Consider the following 24,421-nt stretch of genomic DNA (forward strand, 5'->3'; position numbering starts at 1 on the left):
TATGCGACACGGCACCGAACAACAGCAGCGACTCCCGGACGCCTTGCGCCCCGGGTATGTCCTGCCCGACGAATGGAGCCTCGCCCAGCGGACACGGCTGACCTTGCTGGATGCCGCCGGTCTGCCTTTTGACGAAAACACCTGGGATACCGTGCTGCGCCGGGACGAAGCCTTTGTGCTGGCGGACCTTGCCGCTTTTCCCGCCGGCGCATGGCTGCAGGCGTTTCTTGACAGGCTCGACTGGGACGACGAGACGCGTCTGTGGCAGGACGCCCGGGACCTCATCGCGCGCTGCGACGACTGGTGCCGGCGCCTGGGCGACGCCGCTTCGCCGGCCGCGCGCGAGATCGGCCGGTCATTGCGCTACCGCATCGAGCAAAAAGCCGCCGTGCCCGTCGGCGAATGCCTGCGCCTGTGCGACCATGGACCTTCCCGGCTGCGGCCGGTCTGGGAACGGCGCGACGGTGTCGCGGCGCAAGGGGGCGAAATGGCGGAAGAAACGGCGCGCCGTCAATGGCTGCGCCGCGGCGCCATGGCCTTGACACAAACCATCGCGGCGCAGCAGGATGCGGCGCACGAGGCTTTCCGCGCCAGCCTGCACAGCGGCCGTCACGATCCGGCCATGGGGCTGTTGCTCGCCGCCCTGCAACTGGCGCAGGACAGCCGCGCCGTGATCAACCGGATCCCGGACCGGCTGGTCGACTTCTATTACCGTGACGTGCTGCGCCTGTCGGCCCGGCCGTCCCGCGCCGAACGGGTGCATCTGCTGCTGCGGCGCTCGCCCCGGCATCCGGGCACGCTGCGCATCGAAGCCGGCGCCCGCTTTAGCGGCGGCAAGGACGCCGGGGGCCGGCCGGCCGTTGTGACGGCCGATCATGCGCTCGAGGCGGGCGACACGCAGGTGGCGGCCTTGTGCGCCTTGCGCGCGGAGCGCGATCCGGCGATCTCTCCCGAACGCGAGTTCGGCTACGCCACCCGGATCAAGGTTGAAACGCTGCCGCTGCAGGCGCCCGAAACGGTGAACGTTCCCGCCGCGCCATGGTGGCCACTATTGGGCGGGCAGGCCAGGGGTTCCGCCTCCCGCGCCGCCGACGCGGTATTCGGTCTGGCGATCGCCTCGCCGCTGTTGCAGCTCAAGGAAGGACGGCGCGAAGTGCGTCTGCGCCTGAGGCTTTCCCATCCGTCGGATGACGACGCGGCGCTGCGCCAACTGCTACGGGTGAACCCCGCCCGGCGCGGAGCCGACTGGCTCGCCGCCGCCTACGCCCGCTACGCCCGGCACGAAACCCTGCACGCTCCACCGCGCTCGCGTCCCGGCCCCCCGCCGGCGGCGCTCGACCCGGACGTCATGGCGCGCGCCTCCTGGCAACGTTCGGAGCGGTTCGGTACGGATGTCTGGCTCGCGTTCCTGATCGAATCTTGCCTCGCCTGCCAGGACACCGACCGGTTCGCCGAACGGCTCGGCCGGCTTTTCGCGGTCTGGCTGGCGGCGGGCGGCGAGACGCTTCGGCAACCCGACCTTGCCGCGTTGCGCCGGCACGCCGCGCGGCTGCCGGGCGCCGGAGCGGCCGCCGATGTCCAGCTTGACGACCCCTTGAGCCTGATCTTCGCGCCGCACGGCAACGACGCCCTGTCGCCGGATCGCGAACTGATTTTTCAGCGGGTGTTTTCCGGGGTATGGGACGCCCGTCTGAGCACGGCGCAAGGCTGGCTGACCCTCGACCGGGTGTTCATGGCCAGACCGCGCGGCCAGGAGGCGAATGAAATACGCGGCGCGCTGGATATCTCCCTGCGCCTCGATCCGTCCGAGCCACCGATCGACGCGTGCGGCGCGCAAACGCACGGCGCGCACTGGCCGGCCCGTCCCGTTCTGCAACTGAATCTGTCGACCCGCACTCCGCTTTACGCCTACAGCCTCCTGCGCCAGTACCGGCTTCAGGAGTTGAACCTCGAGGTGGCCGTCGAAGGGCTGCGCGACATCGTGCTTTACAACCCGTCCGGCCGGCTCGATCCCTCGAAACCCTTTCAGCCGTTCGGCCCGCTTCCGGCCCTCGGCAGTTATATCGTGCTCGGCGGACGCGAACTGATCGGCAAATCGCTGAGCGCCCTGCGCCTGCGGCTCGCCTGGGCGGGGCTGCCGTCCGGACCGGACGGATTTGCCGGTCATTACGCCAACTATCCCGGATCGGGGCATGCCGGCGCCTTCCGGGTGAACGCGCGCGTGCTGGCGGATGGCCAGTGGCGCACCGCGCCGGGCGACGGACTGCCCCTGTTCGGCGCCGACCGCCACGGGCGGCGCCCATTGAGCCGTCAGGTGCTGGAGTTTCCGGTCGAGACACTGCTCAACGACCAGCGTGCCGTAGCGCCGCCGCCCGCCGGCCAGCCCTTCGGTTTCGGTCTTGACAGCCGCAACGGTTTTTTCCGGTTCGAGCTGATCTCGCCCTCCGGCGCCTTCGGGCACGCCGAATACCCGTCCCTCTTGACCGCGGCGCTGACGCTCAACGCGCGACGCAAGCGTCCCGGCCCCGTTCCGCGCGAACCCTACACTCCCACGCTGGAGTCCCTGACTCTCGACTACCGCGCCACCCAGGATATCCCGCTGACCGCGGACACGGCGCAAGGATCCGCGGTCCGTGATCCGGACAGCCTCGCGCACACGGTTTACCATCTACACCCGTTCGGTCTTCCGGGCATCGCGGCCAGCGGCGCCGGCCGCCATCCCCCGCTACTGCCGGCGGTCGCTCACGACGGACAGCTTTACATCGGACTCGATGGCGACGACCCGCAAGGCGCACTGAGCCTGTATTTCCATCTGCGCAAGGAAGTGGCCGCCGAACGCTGGCTGGACACCGCGCCCCGTCTGCACTGGTCCGTATGGCGGGCCGGCGTCTGGCATGAGCTGGCGCCACACGATCAGTTGGCCGACGGCACGCGAGGGCTGCGCCGTTCGGGCATCATCGTGCTTGATCTGCCGCCCGGCATGAGCCGCGGCTGCACCGCGCTGCCGGGCGATCACTACTGGCTGCGGCTTGGCGCGGACTGGGGTTTCGAACAGTTGGCAGGTCTGCACGGCGTGCACGCGCATGCGGTGACCGCCACCCGGGTCGGGACAGCCTGCGATCCGCTCGCGGCCGGCGTCATCGCCACGCCGGAGCAAGGCATCCCCGGTCTGGCCGGCGTCCTGCAGGCCGGTCCTTCCGAAGGTCGGCGGCGGCAGGAAACTTCCGAGGATTTGCGCACGCGCGCCGCGGAACGCCTGCGCCACAAACGGCGCGCTCAAACCCCCTGGGACTATGAGCGGCTGCTGCTGGAGGCCTTCCCTGGCGTATTCAAGGTAAAGTGCTTCGCCCACCACCTGCCGACCCTGGGCGACGAGTCAGGGCTGGGCTCCCGTCGTCCGGACCGGGCTCCCGGACAAACCCTGGTGGTGGTGGTCCCGGATCCGCGCAACGGCGAGCCGCCCGACCACACCGCCGCGCCGGGCTTCGATGCCGCCACCCTGGACGAAATGCAGGATTTTCTCGAACACCGGGCCGCCGCGGGCGCCGCGATCGTGGTGCGCAACGCCGCTTACGAGCGCGTGCAGGTCAGAGCCACGCTGCGACTGGAGAAGGGCCGCCACCACGGCTCCATGCTGCGCGATCTGAACCGTCTGTTGCTCGACTACCTTTCGCCCTGGTACCCGGGCGGGCCGGGCGCGCAGTTCGGCTGGTGCCTGCGCGCCGAAACGCTGGAGTCCCTGCTGCGCGCCCATCCCGGCGTGGCGCAGGTCGGCAGGGCCGCCATGCTGCATATCGTGCGCAACGATCGCCACTACCACGCCCTGCAAGGCGACACGACCGGCCCGGCCCGCCGCGAGCTGCATCCCGCGCAACCCTGGAGCCTGCTGCTGCCTGCGGCCCGTCACACCCTGATCCTGGCGGACGAGGATACGGCGCTGCCGACGCCCCCGACCGGCATCGGCCAACTCGAAATCGGCTCCACTTTCATTATCGGCCGTCCTTCTCCGGCCTCAACCGGTTCCCCTGCACCATGACCATCCGCAACCGCGAATCCCTGAAACGTCATTTCCGTGAAGGCGCGTTGCCGCGCGCCGACCATTTCGGCGACCTGATCGATTCGATGCTCAACATGAACGACGAAGGGTTCCGCAAATCCGTCGAACAGGGCTTCGAAGTCAGCGCGCCGCAAGGTTATGACGCGCTGATCAGTTTTTTCCGGGAACAGGATCCGGAATTGCCGGCCTGGCGTCTCGAGCTGGGCGGCGCGCGGGACCCTCTGCTGGTCAAATCGCGCGAGACGCCCGACACCGCAGGCGCGGAGGGCGGATCCGACGCGGCGACGGCCGCCCGGCTCTGCCTGACGCAGGACGGGCTGGTCGGTATCGGCACGGAGTCGCCGCGCGCCCAACTTGACGTCGCCGGGGTGGTGGCCAGCCATGGCCGGCGCGGGGCGCCGCCCGCCGGCGTGAGCCTGCCGCTGCTGGCCAATGGCCGATGGCAGGATCTGACCGGCGATCTCGCGGGATGCCAGGCCTTCGAGGTGGTGGCCGGCGCGGGGCACCAGGGCGCGGGGCGTTTCGGCCTGCTGCACGCGATCGCCCTGAACACCTACAACCCAACCCTCGGCATCTTCAATTTGTTCAACCGCAAGCGGGGCATCCGCGCCACGCACGGCTATTACAGCCGGCGCTGCGACCGCCTGCAATTGCGCTGGTTCGGCAGCAGCGGACGCAACGCGCGTTACCGGCTGCAGATCCGCACGGGGTGCGACTTCGGCGAGGGCGTGCGCATCGACGTCCACCTGACGCAATTGTGGTTCGACACGCATATGGATGGACTGCAACCATGAAACGGGAAGCCGGAACCGATACGGCAGCGAGCGCCCCACGTTTGCCGAGGCGGCGTGAGGACCCGGAACTGGGCTTCGCCGACCTGCGCCGGCGCGGCATCGGTAATGCCCAGTCGCTCAGCGGCGAAATCTGGACCGATTACAACCATCACGACCCCGGCGTCACTCTGCTCGAAGCGCTGTGCTTCGCGCTCACCGGGTCGGTGTTCGGCGCCGAGGCGCGTATCGCGGATCTGCTGACAGCGCCGGACGGCCGCATCCACTACCGGCGGCACGGCATGCACCGCGCCGAGGAGGCGCTGCCCTGCCGACCGGCGACCCGCTGGGATCTGACACGCTATCTCCTCGACCGCGTACCCGCGCTGCGCCACGCGCGCGTGGACATGCCGGAACGCGACGGCGTCTGGCGTCTGGCGTTGCGCGCGCCCGCCGGGCTGGGCGATGCGCTGGCCGCCGAGGCGGCGCGCGCCTTCTGGTCGGCACGCAACCTTGCCGAGGACCTCGCCATGCCGCCGGGCATGCTCGCACCGCGCTGGTGCGCATTACGGCTGTCGCTCGGCATAGGGGGGGGCCGGGATCTGACGGATATACTGGCCGAGCTGGTCGAACGGTGTGACGCCCTGATCGGCATGGCGCCCCCGCGTCATCCTCCGCACAGCCGCCTGAGCCGACTCGGAGACCGGGACGGGCAGGAGGACAGCGATGCGCTGTTCGACGGTCCGGTCACACACAACGACTGGATCACCGACGAGGACCTGCGCCGGGAACCGGCGCCGCGACTGCATTTCGCCGACCTGGCCCGCGAACTCGAAAGCATCGAGGGAGTCGACGCCATTGATCGGCTCGCGCTCGTTCCCCTTGGCGAGGATGCCCCGGACGCCGATGAATCGGGCATCGACTGGCAGGGCGAGGGTTGGGCGCTGCAATTGCGCTGGCCGGACACGCCGGCCGATATCGCCTCGTGGACGGTGGTCCGGCGCGGCAGCCGTCTGACCCTCGATGCCGCCGCGCTGCTCGAGCAGTTGGCGGACCGGCGCAATATCGGCAAGACCCCGGGCGCGGCCATGGCCAGCGCGGTATCGGCACCGCTCGGGCGGCCCTCCGGGCAGTACATGGCGCCGTCACGCTATCTGTCCTTCTGGCACCATCTGCCGCCCCTCTACCAGTTGGCGCACGCCCCTCCCGCCGCTTCGGCCGGCATGGCCGCGCAGTTCGGCGGCTATCTGATTCTGCTCGAGCAGTGGCTCGCCCATGGCGACGCCCAGCTCGCGCACCTGCGCGAACTGTTCAGCCTGACGGCCCAGGCTCAGCGCAGTTACTGGTGGGAGCCGCTCGATGACCGCCACCTGCCGATCCTCGGCCCGAACTCGTCCGAGGCGCGGGAGCGCGCGCTGCGCGCCGCGGACGAAGCACTCGAGCGGCGCGGCCGCGTGCTGGACTTCCTCCTCGCGCTGCATGGCGAAGGATGCGGACAAAACAGTCTGCAGCGGTTCGGCCACTACTTCAGCCCGCGCGACTGGCCGGCGCATCTTTTCGAGTGCAAACGCCAGTTCCTGCTGCGCATTGTGCGCCATACCCGCGACCGCTCGGCGGGATTCGATTACAGCCGCCCGTCGCTCGGACGCAAGTCCAACACCGCGCCCTTGGCCGAGCGTATCGCGCTGCTGCTCGGTTTCACCCATGCGCACAGCCGCCGGCTGAACGCCAGGCTCGAGGCGATCGGCTGCGCCGTGAGCGAAACCCGCGGCCCCGAACCGGGCGAGGTCCCGCCGTCCGACCTGCGGCCCTTGATGCTGTGGGTGCCGGCACGCGAACGCATCGCCGCGCTGTATGCCGAGGATGTACGCGTTGGCCGGGTCGCGGCCCGGCTCGCCCATTATTTCGCCGGGCTCGACCTTGCCGCGTTGCCCGGTCCCCTGCTGCGCTGCGCGGTGCACGAAGACCGCTATCGCCGCCTTGCCGGCGCCGATACGCCGCTGTGGCTCGGCCCCGACGAAAACGGCCGCTGGTGGCCGCTGGATGTGCGCGTCGGCCGCGCCGGAGTGCGCTCTCCGGCCATGTACCTGCACGCATTCGCCTGCGATATCCAGCGCGAGGCCGAGGGCGTGCATCTGGTGGAACCGGTGCTGCTGCGCCCGTTGGCCGATGGGACAGAACCGGACCGGGCCGGGTACGCCCACCGCATCCTGCTGGTGTTTCCCGGCTGGACGGCGCGTACCGCCGATCCGAGCTTCCGGGATCTGGCGCGGGAAACCGTCGCGGAGAGTTGCCCGGCGCACATCCTGCCGCAGATCTACTGGCCCGATGCCGGCGATCTGGCGCGCTTCGAACGAAGTTATGCCGCCTGGCTCGATGCCCGCCAGGTCTACTGTGCGGCGCTGACACACGGCCGCGCGGTGGACGCCGCGATCACCGGGCACGACCGGCACGCGGCCGACCTGCTGCGGCTCTTCGGAGAGTGGGACGCCGCCGGGGAGCGCTCATGAAGCGCGACACTCCGCTCCCCCTTCTCGGCGGCCACGCCATCGAAACCCTGGACTGGCACAGTCTCGTCCCGGAGCAGGCTGCCGGCCGGGCGCACCTTGACCGGATCGCCGCGTTTCTCTCGGGTTCCGGGCTTGCCGCCATCGACGAGGTGTTTACCCGGGTGTCGGCAAGCGGCGGACACCGGACGATCGACACGCTCGAGGTCGACATCGGCCGCCTCCCGGAAAACGCTTCCTTCGCCGAATGGGCGGAACGCCTGAAGGAATCCCTGTACACGCAACTGCTGCGCCTGCCTCGCGAAGCTCCCGAACCAACGCGACGGACCTCACCGGGCGTCAGGACCGGGCACCGGGAGCTGGATGCCTTCCTTCATTACCTTCGGCACGGGCACTTGCCCTGGTCGGTCGATCCGGTGGCGGGAAGGAAGCTTGCCGGGTGGCTTGAACACCTGGCGCGCCAGCACGGTGCGCGGCTGTGGGACGAGCTGCAGGCAATACCCCAGCCGGAACGCGTACTGGAACGCCTGGGCCGGATCGCGCCCCATCATGGGCTCCAGGCACTGATCGCCGTCCGGCACACGGAGCTCGCGGACAGCCTGATGCTGATCGACCGGCAGATCGTCGAACCGCTGCAAGCCCGCGGCAAGCTCGGCGGTTATCAGGCCGACCGGTTGCGGCAGGCCTGGCGCCGCTCGGCGCTCAGCGCGCTGTGGGGGCTGAATGCCGGCCGGCTGGGGGAAGAGCGGATACGCCGCCTGCAGGACGAACTGGCCGGGGCGCTGGGCCGGATGCTGGGCCGCGCCACGCCGGTCATCGAGCGCCGGACCGGACCGCGCCCCGGCAGCGAATTGGGTCCGCGACTGCTCAGCGCGCTGCTCTTCGCGCAGGGCAGTCCCCTGGCGCGGTCCGGCATGCGAGACCCCGCCCGGTTTCCCGCTAGCCCCGCGCAAAGATCACCGAAAAACGATGCTTCCCCGTCCCGTTCCGATGTGCTGCTCAGACGGCTGGATAACGAACTGGACAGCGGGACGGGACCCGACGAAGGCCGTCTTATCGCCCTCCTCGCCGAGCTTGGCGAGCTTGCCGCCGAGCGGCTGCGCGCGCATTTGGCGTCCCGGCTGCTTGTCCGTAAAACCCGGGCGGGCTGCTTCGCCCGCCTTGGCGTCATCGCGCGGCGGCGCCTCATCGCCGCCCTGGCGCCGGACGGCGTACCGTACTGGCGCGCGACGACGGAAACGGATCCGCTGACGGCCGCCTGGCGCTTCGACCGACTGGTGGAACAGCTGGCCCAGGAAAACCTCGCGCCTCCCGACGACTCCTCCGCCACGCGGGAACCGGGGATCGCCACCGCCAGCGCATGGCTGCCCGAACCGGTATTGATGGCCGCGCGCGCCCATCCTCCACGCGCCCGACGCCTCGCCCTGCGGCCGTTCATCTCTCGCCTCGCCTGGTGCGAATACGTCGCCGGACACTGGCCGCGGCGACAGGTGGAAGCCCTGCTCGCGCTGCTCGATCCTGACCGGGACACCGCCCTGCTGCCTCGCATGATCGCCCGGTGCGCCGCGCTGGCCGACCGGCCAGGAGCATTGCGCGACCGGCGACGGGTGGTCTGGCTCTGGGCCACCGCCTTGCACCAGCGGGGACAAAGCGACAAAAAACCCGCCGAAGCCGATATCCTCCGGGGGTGGCTCGGCCGACTGGGCGTTGCCATGCCGTCCGAGGGATCTCCGGCCATCGAGCGCGTGCGGCAAGGACTCGACGTTATTTTCGGGCGTCCGGCCGGCGGAAACACGGACCACGCCGCACAACCCGCCGCAGCGCAAGCCGTGACGGCGAATCCGGGCCACCTCTGCGTGGCCGTCCCTCCCCCTGCAAGGCAAAATAGGCGGACGGACACCACGGGAACCCCCGTTTCCGACAACCGGGCGGCCGCGGCGCCGGATGTCGCCGCCGCGCGACGACGGGTAGAGCCGGCGGAAGAGCCCGCCGATGCCGGCCGCCGTGCTCCGCCTTCCCGGCTAACCGGCCTCCCTGACCCGACCATCGAACACGCGGCTGACGCACTGTCCGGAGCGCGGCCGAAGCGTCACTCCACCGGGGCTCGCCACCGGGAAACCATGCCACCCTCTTTGCACCCGGCCTCGACGCCCGGCCGGCAAGAAAACCGGCGGGACATCTCCCGCCATTTCGTTCCGGACGGCGACCAGAATGACATGACCGGTGCCGAATCCCGTCCCCGGCTGACCGACGGCGAATCCTGCGCGTCCCCGGATGACCACGGATCGGTGCGCCACGAGGGTGTGGACGGAAGACCGCAGGCAACGCTATCCCGCGGAGCCCCCGCCCCGGCCCGGCCCGTTGCCGCAGCGCCGGCTCCCGGTATGGAGGCGGAAAACGGCATGCTCCCTCATGTTCCGGGCAATGGCGGGGAAAAACCGGGGACGGGAAATGTCCCGGAGTGTCCCGCCCCGGCGCCAACCCCGCGGGAACGGTCCGGACTGGCGACCGACCCACGGCAAGACCCGTCGTTTCCCGCGGCGCGATATCGCGCCGCCTCCAGCAGGCAGTCACGATATGCAAGAGTGAATCCGCCGGTTTCCGGGGCCGTGACCCCGAACGCACCCCGCCCCGTTGCGGACCTGGCGCGCCAGCGGTCTGTTCCCGACAGCGAGCACGGCGACCCGGCCGACAATGCCATCGCGATGCGCCATGCCCCGGGCTCCGACAGCGACGAAACGGCGCGGCCTCGGCCACTGGAGGGCGCACCCCGTCAGCCAACGGCGACCACCGGGTCGCGTCATGGCAAAACCGGTTTGCCGGCCGTGCGGCATGATGAAAATGACGAGCCATCGGATGTCAGGGCAACGCACCGGCACACGCGGTTGTCCGATACGGGCGCGCCGACCGACGGCGGCACAACAGCGTGGAAACCGCGAACCGGGCCGGTTCCACTCCCGGCTCGGGATGTCGGCAATGCTTCGGGCGCGGGCCGCCCCGGGCATGATGACGGAGCCGTCGCCGCACAGGCGCAGGACGCGAACGGCCATCATCCCGCCGCGGGCATGCGTCATGCGCCGGATGCTCCCCCCTCCACGCCCGGAGCCCCGCTCTTGTTCGCCTCGGCGCTGGCCCGGCTGTTGCCCGGCTGGCCGGAACACCGTCGCCAGGCGCTGCATGCCCGCCTGATCACGATGGCCGCGCAGGCGCAGGAAGGTCAGGTCGCGCAGAGCTATGCGCGCGCGCTGCGCGAAGCGACCGCCCCCCGCTTCGCCAATGATCACGAGGCGTTCTCGGCGCTCGCCCGCGCGGTATCGTCGGCGGAACACGCCGGAGCGGTTCCGGCCCGGGTGTCGCGGGCCTTCCGGCGGGGCGGCTCGCTGGTGCAGCGGCTAGGGCGCCCCGCCGCGGAGCGGACGGTGGCGCGCGCCGAGGTCCCGCAGGCCGAAGCGCGGGATAACCGGCTCGAGCGCGTGCTCGGTTTTGCCGCCCGCCCCTCGGCGCAACGCCGCGCCGAGGAGCGCCTGCGGGTGGCCCTGTGGCTCGCCGATCCGGATCTCTACCGTGCCTGGGAGTCCGCCACGCGGCCCAGACAACGCCAGGCGCTGCTCACCGTCCTGTTTCCCGACGATGCCGGCCTGCTGCGCCGTTGCAGCCGCGCGCTGTTCGCCGCGCAGGCGCGCTTGCGCCCCGACCGCCCGGCCCGGGCGCGGCTGGCGAGCCACTGGGCGTTTCTCGGGGAGCATCTGCTGTTGAACGGACTGCCGCCGTCGCCCGATCTCATGGTCCGGCGTTATGCGCTCCACCTGTGCCGCGAGGATCTGGCCGAACGCGGCCAGGCGGCCTGGTCGTTCGCCGCCACGCTCGGCGCCCTGTTCCGCGCGCTCGCCGCCCGCGGCGAGATCATCGCGCCCGGACGCGAAGGCGCGCTGTTTCACCAGAACGCGTTGCGCCGCGCGCCCGATGCGGCCGAGCTGCGGCAAGCGTCCGGCCCCGTGCCTGACAACACGGGGTCCGACATCGCCGACGAAGCCGGCTGCCATTCGCTGCTCAACGCCGGTATCGTGCTGCTCGCCAATTACAGCCAACGCTTGTTCGGCCGACTGGAGCTGCTCGACGAATCGGGTTTCCGGGACGGTATGGCCCGTTCACGGGCGGTGCGCTGCCTCGCCTATCTCGTCGACGGGCACGACAGCGGCAGCGAACCGGAATGGGTGCTGCCCAAGCTGCTGTGCGGCATGCCGTTTTCCGAGCCGGTGGTCGATGATGGGCCGCTGGACGACGCCACGCGCGCCTTGCTGGACAGTTTGCTGCTCGCCGTGATCGCCCACTGGACAATCCTCGGCAACACCTCGCCGGATGGCCTGCGGGAGACCTTTCTGCAGCGCGAGGGGCGGCTTGCCCGGGAGGATGGCGAGGCGGGAGCCCGCTGGCGGTTGACGGTCAAACCCGGGCCGTTCGACATGCTGCTGGACCGTCTGCCCTGGTCTTATTCCACGATCAAGCTGCCCTGGATGCGGGAGGTGCTGCATGTCGACTGGCGCTGAGACACTCGCCTTGCACGCCGAAGCGCTGCGGCTCGAGCTTGATTGGCTGGAAACCGTGCTGGCCGAACGGTTCCGGCAGCATTTCGCCGACAGCGCCGCCGATGTTTCCGCGATGCCCCCTCCGACGCTGCCGGACGGCAGCGCGCTGGCGGAGATGGTGACGAGACTCGGTCTTGGCGCGCGCGAGCGCCTGGTGCTGGCGCTCGCGCTGGCGCCACACCTGCGCCCGCAAGCGCTCGATCTGTTCTTCGTGAAAAACACCCATTTCGACCGCGGATTCAGCGAGTTCGGCGGCACCCGGTCGCAACGCCATGCGGGATTCCTGCCCAGCGGAGAAACAGCGGCCTTTCTGGCGGCGGGTGGCAACCTCGCCGAACGCATCGCGCTGCTCGAGCTCTTTGACACCCGTCATCCGTTCGCGCGCGAAGGCATTGTGCGGCTTGACGGCGACGTGGGCGGAGAGCCGCAGTTGAGCGCGCTTCTGGAGGTCAGCGCCGAAGCCCTGCAACGATTGCAGTCAGGCGTGTGGCACAAGCCGGATTACAACGCCCGGTTTCCCGCCAAACTGGTCGAATCGGCTCTGGGGTGGGATGACCTGGTGCTCGCGCCCGACACGTTGGACGAGATCGGCATTGTGCGCGCCTGGCTTGAACGCGGTCCGGCGCTGATGAACGAATGGGGCCTGGGGCGGGCGGTCAAGCCCGGTTACCGCTGCCTGTTCTACGGACCACCCGGCACCGGCAAGACGCTCACCGCCACGCTGCTCGGCCAGAGCGCCGGCCTGGACGTTTACCGGGTCGATTTGTCCATGGTGGTGTCCAAGTACATCGGTGAAACCGAAAAGAACCTCGCGCGCGTGTTCGACCAAGCGCAGAACCGGCGCTGGATCCTGTTTTTCGATGAGGCGGACGCGCTGTTCGGCAAACGCACCGCCACCACCAACAGTAATGACCGCCACGCCAACCAGGAAGTGGCCTATCTTTTGCAACGCGTGGAGGATTTTCCCGGGATGGTGATCCTGGCGAGCAACCTGCGCGGCAATATCGACGAAGCCTTTTCCCGGCGTTTTCAAGCCATGATTTATTTCCCCATTCCCGATGCCGCCCAGCGCCTCTGCCTGTGGCGCAACCTGTGCCGGCCCGAAAGGCTCGGCGACGATATCGACCTGCCGAAACTCGCCCGGAACCATGAGCTGTCCGGCGGTTCGATGGTCAACGCGCTCGCTTTCGCCGTGTTGCAGGCCTCCTGCGAAGGCGAAACGCGGCTCGCGATGCGCCATATCGAAGACGGTCTCGCGCGCGAGATGCGCAAGGAAGGGAGACTGTCATGACCGGCAAACGCAACGCTATCCGGCTGGCGGGGCTGGTGATGATGTGCCTTGCGCTGTCAGCCCGCTCGTCGCCGGATGAACCGGTGGCGCAACCGTTACCGCTGACAATGACGAAATCCTGCCGGTATCGCGTGGATGCCTCGCCGCCGGCCGGCGCGTGCTTGCCGGGTGTGGAAGCCCTGAGCCTGCGCAAGTCGCGCGTCACCGCCCTGCCCGCGGCGCGCAAGGACCGTCCCTATCTGTACCGTTTCCAGCCGCAAGGCGGCAAACCGCCCTACCGCTTCCTGGAGGTCGGCGAAGGGCTGCCGGCGGGCATCCTGCTGACCCAGGACGGCAATGTGGTCGGCAACAGCGGATCGGCCGGACGCCACGAATTCACCGTGGAATTGCGCGACCAGTCGGGGCAGGTGCTGCGCCAGCGGTTTTCCCTGAGCGTGACGGAGCCCAAACCGCGTCCGCGCCCCGCGTCCACGCCCGCCGCTTCCGCGCCGGCTCAGCGCGTCATCGAGGCGCTGCCGGACCGCAGCGCCGGAGCGATCCTGGCACCGCAGGATGTGTTCGTCAGCTATCTGCTCGGCCAGTCGACGCTCGCTTCGATCAAGCCCGGCAAGCCCAAACCCGCCGGCAACGCGAGCGACGCGAAAGCGGACGAGGCGCCATCCCTTGCCGCGTCCGCCCCCGCCACGGCTCCGCCACGCCCGGTACCCGCCGCCAGGATGATGCTGCCGATCGGCCCGGCGGGCTCGCTGATTCCGCTGGCGAATATCGACCCGACCGCGCCGCTGCCGGGCGACGATCCGGACGAATTCGGTGTCATGCAGGCGACGGCGCCGGTCCGGGCCGCGCCGATTACCGTCAAACCACCGCCCAAACCCGCCATTCCCGAAGAGCCGGGTATCGGCGAGCTGAGCGAGGCGGCGGTGGCGCAGTTGCGGCAGATCCTGACGCCGTTGGTCGGTGTGGAGTATCCCGGCCGCGACCTCTTCGCGGCGGCGCTGGACGCGAAAGTGTGCCGTTTCGCCGCGGAACTGACCAACCGCGCCGCCCAGGAAAAGCGCCTTGCCTCGCCGACCCCGCGGCAATGGCAAACGCTGTGCCGCACCGCGTGGCTGACACCCCGCGCCGCGCCGCCCGTCGTCGTGCCTCCCGGGCACGTCAGCTGGCGCGATCTGCCGCGGCGGCTGATGCCGCCGAAGGTGCGCGCTTGGCTCATCGACGCGGCCCGGCAAACGCACCCGTTCCGTCCGGCCGCCGTGCCGGCGTGGCGCGCCACCGGCTGCAATTGTCTGATGAGCGCGCAACAGGGCAAGGTGGTCGGGTTCTTCCCCGGCTGGCACCTTCCCCCGAAAAGCCTGCCGCTCGATTTCAGCCTTTACGAGCGGATCCTTACCCTCGCCCAACCGTTCGATGAGGAAGGCCACGTCACGCCCTTGAAACCGGGAGCGGAAGAGCTCGAGTTTTTCCGGGCGGTGCGCCGATTCGGCAGCAAACTCGACCTGACGCTGTACCGCCGGGACTGGGTGTTCCTGCGCAGGCTGTCCGAGGCGAAACGCGCGCTGATCGCCCAGACCGCGGCGGCCGAAGCGAGGCTGTTGGCCGATACCCCGCTCGAGCGATTCGGCGCGAACTGGCAGGACCGCGTGCCGGGCAATGGCGCAGCGCGCCTGGCCGATGGCATCGTGCTGTACCTCGATCAGATTCCGGCGCCGGGCGACGACGGCTATGCGGAGTTCGACGCCTTCCGCGACGCGCTGATCAAGGCGCTGATCGAAGAGCTGCGCAAGGGCGGGCGCGCCTACACCCTCTCACTCGTCGTCAACGGCAACGATCTTCTCGGGCTGCGCCAAGCGGACAAGCCCGGTCAGACCGGCGCCCCCGCCTGGACCATCGACAAGCTGTTCAGCTACCTCCTGCTCGCCGAGGATCCAAGGATCGACAACCGGCGCATTCTCGCCGGGAAGAACGGCGAAACCGGGCGCACCAATCTGACTTTGCACTACGTGGTGTTGCTGCCCGAACCGGTCAACGACACCAAGAAAGCGCTGCGTGAACTGGCGGAGCTCTCGCCCGCCCTGCCCGGCAACAACCGCCGGGTGTTCTTGCGCAAGGTGCTGCCGCTGGTCTCGCTGGGCAGCGTTCCCGAGCAGCCGCTGAAGGACGACATGGCCTACTTCTCGGACAACTTCGGCGGTATGGCGCTGTGGCCCAAACCCGAAGCCGACGCGAAGCTCGCGGCGTTTTTCGCGCAGTCCGTGCAAAGCGTCATTCTGGGCAACGAGTCGCCCGAGACCCCTGTCTGCACCGTGGTATGCGACTGGCGCTGGCCGTTGCGCGCGCTGTTCGGACTGTTTCTCGCGGCGGGCCTCGTCTCGCTCCTGCTGTACGCCGTCTCCTGCCGAGTACGCGCCCTGGGGCGGCCCTATCAGCTCTACCTGATCGCCATCGCGATCGTCCCCATCGTCATCGGCACGTTACTGATGTCCTGCGACCCCGACCTCGTGCGCCTCGGCCTGAGCACCTACCTGCTCGTCGCCGTGCTCGCCGCGGTCATCCTGAGCCTGCTCATCCCGCTGCTCAAGCCGAAAGTGGAGAAACCGTGACCATGAAAGCCCGTGAACACGCCCCCCGGACAAGCACCGACACCCATGATGCCCCCCGTCAGCCCAAAGGCGCGCTGCAACGGCAGGTCGACGAAAGCCCGCGCCAGCTCGCGCAAGGAGAACGGCTGGCGCAACTGCAAGCCGACACGCACCCCAACGGCCTACCCGCTCAACTGAGGCACGGCATTGAAAACCTTTCGGGCCTGGACATGGGCGACGTACGCGTGCACCGCAACTCGGACAAGCCCGCGCAACTGAACGCCCACGCCTATGCGCAAGGCAGCGACATCTACCTGGGACCGGGACAGGACAAACACCTGCCCCACGAAGCCTGGCATGTGGTTCAGCAGAAACAGGGACGCGTCAGGCCGACGGTACAGATGCAAGCTAACATTCTATTGAATGATGAAAATAAATTAGAAAAAGAAGCCAATGTAGCTGGAGAGAAAGCACTACAGCCAATCAATATGGATACCTCGAAAAAAGAAATTTATCAATTTCACAACAAAAACATCATCCAAATGTCCAATAAAAAGGAAGAAACGGGCAAAAAGAGAAACAACAAGGAGGTCGATAACAAAACCAAAACACCTAACAAAAAAATAAAAAAAACACTTACAAAGAGAAAGATGACGTAACTCTAAAAATATTAAAAGAAACCCTGCAAAATAACAAAGAAAAATCCAACCAAGAAAAATCCAACCCAGAAATATACGAGCGGAATAATGCACAAAAAAATTTTAACGAAGCTTTAACTCTTATAAAGGACAACTACAAAACAGCTCCAGAGGAGGGAAGGATAGCATACCAAAAAACACTATCGGAATACCTCGGAAAAAATCTCGACAGAATACCACGAGATATGAAGGACTTTTATTTGTCTATATTTTATAATGCAAAAAGCACTGAAGCAGAAAAAGAGTTTTCTAAAATAACTGAAACTTTCAAAAAAGAAACAGAAATGTCAACTGGCAGAGCAACATTTAGTACCACCCCTAGAGAGCATGCCGGACATAGATGTACGCTGAAAGATCTATTTGGCGCTGAATCATTATCAAATGAAATAGATCAAGACGAACCTCAGGCCAAGCTTGGCAAAAACGCCTCGGCTGAAATATCAGCAGCCACAATCGCACCTAAACAGATAGAACGAGACTCTGCTCCAGCAGGTTATAGTAAAATCGCGGCAAATGAAATATACCTCCTCACAGGCATACCGCCCAACATGCAACCTGTCACCTTTGACGCCGGCCATCTAATTGGCGACCAATTAATCGGCGGCTTATTCAACTCAAATAAAGAAGGCAATATCACACCTCAGATCACCAAATTTAACACTCCAGCGTATGTCAACGCATTGGAAAATCCAATAAAAAATGCGGTAGACCCAAATCCAGAAAAGCACAACAAGACCAATTCCACCGAAGTAAAAAATAAAGAAAATCACGTAAGGATAGAATATAAAGTAGATCTTGAATATGATTCTGATTTCATCATACCAACAAAGAAACTTGTATATGCAAAAATAATCAAAGGGGACATAGATGAAACAGCAAATAAAATCACAATAAATAAAAAAACTTTCCCCATAAATCATGAAGTCAAATTCAATAGATCAATACCCAGCAAATGGAGTGCTTCGGCGAAATCCGCAGACAAAAAAACACCAATACATATAAAAACCACTAGAGAAGCGAAAACATTCAAGAACCTTGTTAAAAAGCATGAAGAAAAAAAAGATCTGTCCAACACTCCTGAATTCAAATTCACACTAGAACACACAGACAATGGAAAACTGAAACAATATCCAATTAACGAAAAGAATAGAAAAGACAAAAACGCTGGGAAAGACGACTTACACCTCAACTCTATAACATACATTCCAACACCGAAATTTAGCATAACAAAAGAAGATGCCATTCTTGCCTTAAAAAAAACATTTCCATATATAAGCGAAAACGAAATTATAGAGCTATTTGCCAATAAAAAATAACCAAACACAAATCGATGGGTCGCTCTGGTGTATCAATGGTTCGAACGTCCGCGCGCATACAGTCGCGGCTGGGGCGAAAAAAACGCACCGGCGAATGAGTCGGCTGATCACGCTTTGGGACGCCGTAGAGGGGGATGGGGAACCAAGCTCCCTATCGTCACCGATGGTGCCGGCTTGCCGCTGAAGGTGAGGCTCAGCCCCGGCCAGTCTCATGAGTCCCGGTATTTTGAACTCTTGCTTGAGGCCATCCGGATTGGCCGTCGGAGCGGAACGGTACGGCAACGACCGCAAAGGGTGGCGGGTGACAAGGGGTACAGCCATCGATGGATTCGTCAATGGCGGCGTAAGCGGGGAATACCGGCCGTCATTCCCGAGCGTAAAGACCAGAGAGCCCACCGTCGGGGCCGACCGCCCAAGTTCGAACGGGAACAGTATAGGCGGCGCAACGTGATCGAACGCTGTCTTGGCTGGCTCAAAGAAGCGCGCGCCGTAGCGACACGCTACGAAAAACTGGCGCTACATTATTTGGCAAGCATTCACATTGTCATGATACGACGATATTTGAGGGCCTTAGCAAACAGAGCCTAGATCCAGGCCGATCATTCTCCAGTTTATGGTGATGCTCCCCCCTTCCTGAGCCGGCATCGAGGTGCCACCACGAGATTGCTACCCCCTCACTGCCTGTGAAGGGAGATCCATCCCATAAACAAAGTTCTTACCAATCCACCGGACTCAACCCCTCCCGCATGGCGTAGCGGGTGAGTTCGGCGATGGTTTTGATGTCGAGTTTCCGGAAGATGTTTTCCCGGTGGGTGCCGATCGTTTTGGTGCTGAGAAACAGGCGGCTGGCGATCGCCTGGGTGCTGTGCCCCTCCGCGAAGAGCTGCGCCACCTGGCGCTCGCGCGCCGTGAGTTTGGGCAGCCTGATCCGCTCTTCGACACTCTGCGGGGCACGGCGGGCCTGCACCACGGAGCCGATGAGCTCTCCGCTCAGGTAGATCTGGTTGGCCATGACCCTGCGTATGCCGCGGGCGAGCTCTTCGTACGAGTTGTCCTTGAGCACGTAGCCGGCGGCCCCGGCATCCAGCGCATCGAGCACCGACTGGGGCCGGTCGGTCACCGACAGGCACAGCAGTTTGCAAGGCAGCGCCTCGGCGCTCAGGCGTCGGATCACTTCAAGGCCGTTCATGATGGGCATGGCCAGATCGGTGATCACCACATCGGGCTGGAGGGTTCGAGCCAGTTGCAGGAGTTCCATGCCGTTTTTCGCCTGGGCCAGCACCTGAATATCGTGCTCCCGCTCCAGCAGCGCGATGAGACCTTCGCGCAGGATGGCATGGTCGTCGCCGAGAATGACGCGAATGCTCATGACCGGCTCCCGGGCATCGATGGCCAGACCAGTTCGGCGCACACGCCCGCGCCCGCGCCCTTCTCCGTGCGCAAGGTCAAGCCGATGCCTTCGGCCCGCAACCGCGCGGGCAGGCGGCACAGCCCGCTCCCGCCGGCACGCGGCGCCAGAATGCGTTGCGGATCGAAGCCCGGACCGTCGTCCCGCACGGTCAGTTCGATGCCTCCGCGCCGCTCGCGCAGCCGCAGGGCAATACGCGCCTCCGGCGCATGCTTGCAGGCGTTGACCAGCAACTCGCGCGCGGCATCCAGCAGAAGGCGGGCAACAGGTTCGGGAAGGCTTATCCGGACAGCAGGGCAATCGGTGCCAATGATCTTGCCGGCCATGGTCCCGACCTCGCGGGCGACGGACTCGCAGCGCTCCGCGAAATCGTCGGCATTCGGCATTCGCCCGCCGGGGTTTTCTCCCTGTAACTGACCGATCAGTTCCCGCGTGGCCCCCAACGCCTCCCGAACCAGTCCGCGGCAATGCGCCAAGGGAGCCGGGTCGTTCGCGCCGGCGCGGGCATCGTCAAGATGGATCAAGGCAAAAACCAGACGTTGGGCCAACTCATCGTGCAGCCGCCGGGCGATCTCCTCGTTCGCCGCTACGAGCTGCCCGAATCCCGCTTCGTATTCGATGCCGCATTGTCGCGATCCATGCATGATATCCTCTTGTTCTGGCATGTGACGGCCGGGCGCAGACTGCGTGAACTCGCCGTCGCTCTCGTGTCTGTAAGACAATAATCAAACTGACTGGATAGTTTCTGTTGAACGTCTTATCAAAGATACCAATAGAATAAATACTACCAAAAAACATTCCCATTCTGGAAGATTTGACGCTACCCTCTGGTACAGGCGGAAGATCCAACGCCAATGCGAGTGCTCCCTGTCCCGTGACGACTTGATTGCCGTGCCCCATGACCCGACGATTACCGCAATGAATACACCCGACATCCCCCTCCCGCGCCTGCGACTGCGCGACTTCACCGGACATGACCTGCCCTTCGTCTATGCGGGCTTGTCCCATCCTGACGTCATCAAGCATTACGGCATTTCCTATGACAGTATCGACGCCTGCCAACTCCAGATGGACTGGTTCCAATCCATCCGGCGGGATGGTACCGGCCGCTGGCTGGCCATCGAACGCAAGGATGACGGCCAGCCGATCGGCGCCATCGGACTGAGCTCGCTGTCCCGCGAACACCGGTGCGCGGAATTGGGATACTGGCTGCTTCCCCAATTCTGGGGGGAAGGCTACATGCGCGAAGCGCTGGCCGGTTTTGTGGAGTATGCGTTTCGCGAATTGGGATTGCACCGGATCGAGGCGGAAGTGGAACTGGACAATACCGCGTCGCAAAAGCAGCTGGCCGCCGCCGGCTTCACTCTGGAAGGTATTCGTCGGGAGTGCGAAATGAAAAATGGCGCCTTCCTTTCCCTGGCCGGCTACGCGCGACTGAGCACCGACCCCGACCCGCGCGCCGGACGCGCCAATGCTGCCCACACTTGAGACCGGGCGCCTAGCGCTGCGGCAGCGCGCCCTGGCCGACCTTCCGGAATGTCTGGCGATGGATCGCGACCCGGAGGTCACGCGCTACATCGAGGGTCCCTGGACGGATCCCGTGGCGCACGAAGCATTCGTGCGCGAGCGGATCGCCCGTTGGCCAGGACCCGACTTCGGCTACTGGACGGTCATTCCCCGAACAGGGCTGTCATGCGTTCTTGGCTGGATCATGCTGCTGCCCACCTCATCCCCGCACAGCGCCGAACTTGGCTGGCGTTTCGCGCGCGCCGCGTGGGGAATGGGCTACGCGACCGAAGCCGCCCTCGCCGTCATTGCCCACGCCCGCCGGATCGGCACGGTGCGCAGCCTGATCGCCGACATCGACACGCGCAATACCGCCTCGCGGCGGGTCGCCCACAAGCTTGGAATGAGGCCTGACAGCGCGCATGGGACGCGTGGCGAACAGCGCTTCGAACTGTCTCTGGACGACATCCGCGCGCACTGACGTTGCGTTCGCGGCCCATGCCCGCCCAGCTCTCCGTCGCTCGCCGGATTTTCCCGAGAGAAACGCCGTGTCACGGGGCAAGGCGCGTCAGCGCGAGTCGGCGCGCAGCACGGTCACGCCCAGCGCATCGATGGCGGCAAGGCACGCCGACGCCGCGTCGTGCTCCACGATCACCCCGCTGACCTCGGCGCATGGCGCGATCACCCAGGGCGACGCCGCATCGAGCTTTTCCGAGGACGCCAGCACCCAGGTTTCGGCGGCACGGCCCATCAGCGCGCGCTTGATGCCGCTCTCCTCCTGATCCCCCGTGGTGAGTCCCGCGCCGGCGCTGATGCCGGTCACCCCCATGAAGTACAGATCGGCGTGGATTCTGCCGGCCATTTCCACCGCCGCCGCGCCGACCGTGACCATCGAATGCTTGAACAGACGACCACCGATCAGCACCACATCGATACCCTCGTGATCCGTCAGTTCCACCGCGACGGTCGGACTGTGGGTGACCACGGTGGCCACCAGATCGCGCGGGAGCTGGCGGGCCAGCTCCCGGCAGGTGGTTCCGCCGTCCAATAGCACGATCTGCCCCGGCCGCACCATGGCCGCCGCGGTTTTCGCGATGGCGCGCTTGCCTTCCGGCTCCACCTTCGCCCGGCCGGCCAGGTTCGCCGTGGCCGGCGACGCCGGCAGAGCGCCGCCGTGCACCCGCAGCAGGCATCCCCTGGCGGCCAGATCGCGCAAATCGCGCCGGATCGTGTCCTCGGAGACGCCCAGCTCACGGCTGAGCGTGGCGGCCACCACCAGTCCTTCCTCGCGAAGCCGGCTCAGAATCCATTGTCGGCGTTGACGGGTCAGCATCGAAGTCTCCCCATTGGCATCAAGTTATGCACGATATTACTTGTTAGTGCACGATACTGCACGATATTATGCATAAAGCATCACCTTCATTCACCCACAGGAAGGCGCACGCTCATGAACGATCCCATCCGCATCGTCGCGGTGGAAGTTCTTTCCGACGACTGGTTCATCCTGAAAAAAACCACCTTCGACTACCGTCGCCGCGACGGCAGCTGGCAGCGTCAGAGCCGCGAAACCTATGATCGCGGCAACGGTGCGACCATCCTGCTTTACAACAGGGAGGCGCGCACGGTTATCCTGACCCGCCAGTTCCGTTTTCCGGCGTTCGTCAACGGCTCCCCGGACGGCATGCTGATCGAAAGCTGCGCGGGCCTGCTCGATCTTGACGATCCGCTGACCTGCATTCGCCGGGAAACCGAGGAAGAAACGGGATTCCGGGTAACGGACGTGCGCAAAGTGTTCGAGGCCTACATGAGCCCCGGCTCCGTCACCGAAAAGCTGTACTTTTTCGTCGGTCATTATCAAAGCGCAAACCGGGTCCGCGACGGCGGCGGAGACGCCAGCGAAGGCGAGGATATCGAGGTGCTGGAATTACCCATAGAGCGGGCGATGGCGATGATCGACAGCGGAGAGATCCGAGATGGCAAGACCATCATGCTGCTTCAGCACGCCTGCCTGCACGGTCTTTTCGAACACTGAACCTTGTATGGCGATTACCGTCCGTTTCGTGCGGGCGGACCTTATCCGGAAAAAGCGGTCGGCGCTCTTCTTTCCTGTCTAACGTCATACACACGCTTTCTTGTCCATGACATGATATCGGAATACGTGAAGCATGATCGAACCCCCGATTCCGCGACGCCTCATGAGGAGCGCCCTGCCCATGGCGACAGAAACCGAATTGACACTGCGCTTGCCGCCCGGCCGGAATGCCGTTTTCCGCCGTTTCATCGCCCGGCACGCGGGCGAACACAACGGCCCGGTACGGGAGCGTCTGCGCCGCATCCACTACGACACCGAGGATGTCTCGCTGGCGCGGCACGGCCTGAGCCTGTGTCTGATCCGGCAGGACGGGCGATGGCGGCAATGTCTGACGCGGCGGGGACGGAGTAGCCGAACACCACGAACCGTTGAGATGCCCCTGAACGGGCCGGCACCGGGCCTGCATGGATTCGCCGGAACGGCAATCGGCAAGACCCTGGCAAAAGCGGTCGGGAACCACGCCATCGTCCCCCGGTTTTCCGAGACGTTGATCCGGACCGTCTGGATCGTGGGCGGATCGTCCGGCCGGCGGATCCGCGTACAACTCGATCAGGGCTCGCTGCGCGGTAACGGCCGGATGTTCGCCATCAACGATGCGACCTTTGCGCTCGAGCAGCAGGGGCCCGCCGAGGCCCTGTACGCGCTGGCGCTGGAGGTGGCCGCCCGCTTGCCCGTGGAGCCGGTCGCTTCCGACCCCGGCGCGCGCGGCCGCATGCTATACGAGCCCGCGCAAGCGCCCGCGCCGTCACGGGCATGCCGCTTGGAGCCCGAATCGGGAGAAACCCGTTCCGGAGCCTTCCGTCTCGTCGTCCGCGAGTGCCCGCGCCATTTGCGCGCCAATGTTCCGGGCATTCTTGACCGCTCCGACCCGGAGTGCATCCACCAGGCTCGCGTGGCGTTGCGCCGGCTGCGCAGCGCGCGCGCCCTGTTCTTGCGTGCGCAAACGGACGATGCCTGGACGATCATCGACACCGAAGCGCGCTGGCTGGCCGGCCGGCTTGGCGCCGTGCGCGATCTGGACGTGTTTCTGGATGAAACACTGGCTGGCGCGGGAACCAATCATGACGACATCACGGCGCTGGCTGCCGCTATCGCGGCAAAGCGCGAAGCGAGCCGTGGAGAGCTGGCGGCAGCGCTGACGTCGTCCCGTTACGGCCTGTTTTTGCTTCGTCTGACGCTCTGGCTGGCGCAAGACGGAACCGGCAAGACCGCATGGAACGGATTCGCCCGCCGTGCGCTTGAGCGGCGCAGGCGCGCGCTCGAAAAGCCCCCCCCTGTCGCCGGCAAGGAGAAAAAACGGCACATATTGCGCAAACGGGCGAAGAAGCTGCGCTATGCGGCGGAATTTCTCGCGTTCCGGTTCGATCGCCGGTCCGTTCGGCGTTATCTCGCGCCACTGAACGATCTGCTTGCCGTTCTGGGCCGGATGAATGACGCCGCCGTGGGGCGCGCCCTGCTGCTCCGGCTCGCCGAAGACACTCCATCGCTCGCACCGGCCGCGCGGACGGTGATCGCCCGCCTCGACGCCATGGAAAGCCGCAGGAAACCACAATTGGCGCGCGCTCGCCGGCGGTTGAGACATACCTCTGCGTTCTGGTGAGGCGGCCGCCG

The 24,421-nt window shown here is 65.7% G+C and carries 16 protein-coding genes; 13 read left to right on the forward strand and 3 right to left on the reverse strand.

The window, feature by feature from the left end:
• The first annotated feature begins 1 nt into the window (after nt 1).
• The 9 genes from JNO50_RS10810 (at nt 2) to JNO50_RS19260 (ending at nt 18,392) form a co-directional block, all read left to right on the forward strand.
• Nucleotides 2-4,036 carry a baseplate J/gp47 family protein gene (locus JNO50_RS10810; RefSeq protein ID WP_189533170.1) on the forward strand — a complete coding sequence of 1,345 codons (4,035 nt, stop codon included), beginning with the start codon at nt 2-4 and terminating at the stop codon, nt 4,034-4,036.
• Complete coding sequence (locus JNO50_RS10815; RefSeq protein ID WP_189533172.1) at nt 4,033-4,851, forward strand: hypothetical protein; 819 nt, start codon at nt 4,033-4,035, stop codon at nt 4,849-4,851. Before JNO50_RS10810 ends, JNO50_RS10815 begins: the two co-directional genes overlap by 4 nt.
• Entirely contained in the window at nt 4,848-7,337 is a 2,490-nt protein-coding gene (locus JNO50_RS10820) for a hypothetical protein (protein WP_189533174.1), read from the forward strand. Before JNO50_RS10815 ends, JNO50_RS10820 begins: the two co-directional genes overlap by 4 nt.
• Nucleotides 7,334-11,881 carry a contractile injection system tape measure protein gene (locus tag JNO50_RS10825; protein ID WP_189533176.1) on the forward strand — a complete coding sequence of 1,516 codons (4,548 nt, stop codon included), beginning with the start codon at nt 7,334-7,336 and terminating at the stop codon, nt 11,879-11,881. The genes JNO50_RS10820 and JNO50_RS10825 overlap by 4 nt, the downstream gene beginning before the upstream one ends.
• Nucleotides 11,865-13,211, forward strand: a complete 1,347-nt coding sequence (locus JNO50_RS10830) for an ATP-binding protein (RefSeq protein ID WP_189533178.1) — start codon at nt 11,865-11,867, stop codon at nt 13,209-13,211. Before JNO50_RS10825 ends, JNO50_RS10830 begins: the two co-directional genes overlap by 17 nt.
• Entirely contained in the window at nt 13,208-15,811 is a 2,604-nt protein-coding gene (locus tag JNO50_RS10835) for a putative Ig domain-containing protein (RefSeq protein ID WP_189533180.1), read from the forward strand. The genes JNO50_RS10830 and JNO50_RS10835 overlap by 4 nt, the downstream gene beginning before the upstream one ends.
• 2 nt (nt 15,812-15,813) lie before the next feature.
• A complete protein-coding gene (locus JNO50_RS10840) occupies nt 15,814-16,449 on the forward strand; it encodes an eCIS core domain-containing protein (protein ID WP_189533182.1) in 636 nt (211 codons plus the stop codon).
• A 224-nt stretch (nt 16,450-16,673) separates the two neighbouring features.
• Entirely contained in the window at nt 16,674-17,804 is a 1,131-nt protein-coding gene (locus JNO50_RS10845) for a DNA/RNA non-specific endonuclease (protein ID WP_189533184.1), read from the forward strand.
• Nucleotides 17,805-17,831: 27 nt separating this feature from the next.
• Complete coding sequence (locus JNO50_RS19260) at nt 17,832-18,392, forward strand: IS5 family transposase (protein ID WP_189533187.1); 561 nt, start codon at nt 17,832-17,834, stop codon at nt 18,390-18,392.
• A 127-nt stretch (nt 18,393-18,519) separates the two neighbouring features.
• On the opposite strand, the gene JNO50_RS10855 is transcribed toward JNO50_RS19260, so the two are convergent.
• On the reverse strand, nt 18,520-19,173 hold the full coding sequence (locus JNO50_RS10855; protein WP_189533189.1) for a response regulator: 654 nt from the start codon (nt 19,171-19,173) through the stop codon (nt 18,520-18,522).
• Nucleotides 19,170-19,856 (reverse strand): sensor histidine kinase, encoded by a 687-nt coding sequence (locus tag JNO50_RS10860; RefSeq protein ID WP_189533191.1) that lies wholly within the window; start codon nt 19,854-19,856, stop codon nt 19,170-19,172. The genes JNO50_RS10855 and JNO50_RS10860 overlap by 4 nt, the downstream gene beginning before the upstream one ends.
• Before the next feature lie 274 nt (nt 19,857-20,130).
• Here JNO50_RS10860 and JNO50_RS10865 point away from each other — a divergent pair, with 274 nt between their 5' ends.
• Both JNO50_RS10865 and JNO50_RS10870 read left to right on the forward strand, forming a co-directional pair.
• Nucleotides 20,131-20,700: a GNAT family N-acetyltransferase gene (locus tag JNO50_RS10865; RefSeq protein WP_189533193.1), complete on the forward strand. Its 570-nt coding sequence runs from the start codon at nt 20,131-20,133 to the stop codon at nt 20,698-20,700.
• Nucleotides 20,684-21,199 carry a GNAT family N-acetyltransferase gene (locus JNO50_RS10870; RefSeq protein ID WP_189533195.1) on the forward strand — a complete coding sequence of 172 codons (516 nt, stop codon included), beginning with the start codon at nt 20,684-20,686 and terminating at the stop codon, nt 21,197-21,199. Before JNO50_RS10865 ends, JNO50_RS10870 begins: the two co-directional genes overlap by 17 nt.
• An 87-nt stretch (nt 21,200-21,286) precedes the next feature.
• Here JNO50_RS10870 and JNO50_RS10875 read toward each other — a convergent pair whose 3' ends face one another.
• Nucleotides 21,287-22,051: a DeoR/GlpR family DNA-binding transcription regulator gene (locus JNO50_RS10875; protein ID WP_189533197.1), complete on the reverse strand. Its 765-nt coding sequence runs from the start codon at nt 22,049-22,051 to the stop codon at nt 21,287-21,289.
• Between the two features lie 114 nt (nt 22,052-22,165).
• On the opposite strand from JNO50_RS10875, the gene nudK reads away from it, so the two are divergent.
• Both nudK and JNO50_RS10885 read left to right on the forward strand, forming a co-directional pair.
• The gene (nudK, locus tag JNO50_RS10880; RefSeq protein ID WP_189533199.1) at nt 22,166-22,750 is read left to right on the forward strand and encodes a GDP-mannose pyrophosphatase NudK; all 585 of its coding nucleotides are present in this window, start codon (nt 22,166-22,168) and stop codon (nt 22,748-22,750) included.
• Nucleotides 22,751-22,931: 181 nt separating this feature from the next.
• Nucleotides 22,932-24,410, forward strand: coding sequence for a CYTH and CHAD domain-containing protein (locus JNO50_RS10885; RefSeq protein WP_189533201.1), 1,479 nt, complete (start codon nt 22,932-22,934; stop codon nt 24,408-24,410).
• Nucleotides 24,411-24,421 lie beyond the last annotated feature (11 nt).

This window comes from Paludibacterium paludis (genome assembly GCF_018802605.1).
Taxonomy (GTDB): domain Bacteria; phylum Pseudomonadota; class Gammaproteobacteria; order Burkholderiales; family Chromobacteriaceae; genus Paludibacterium; species Paludibacterium paludis.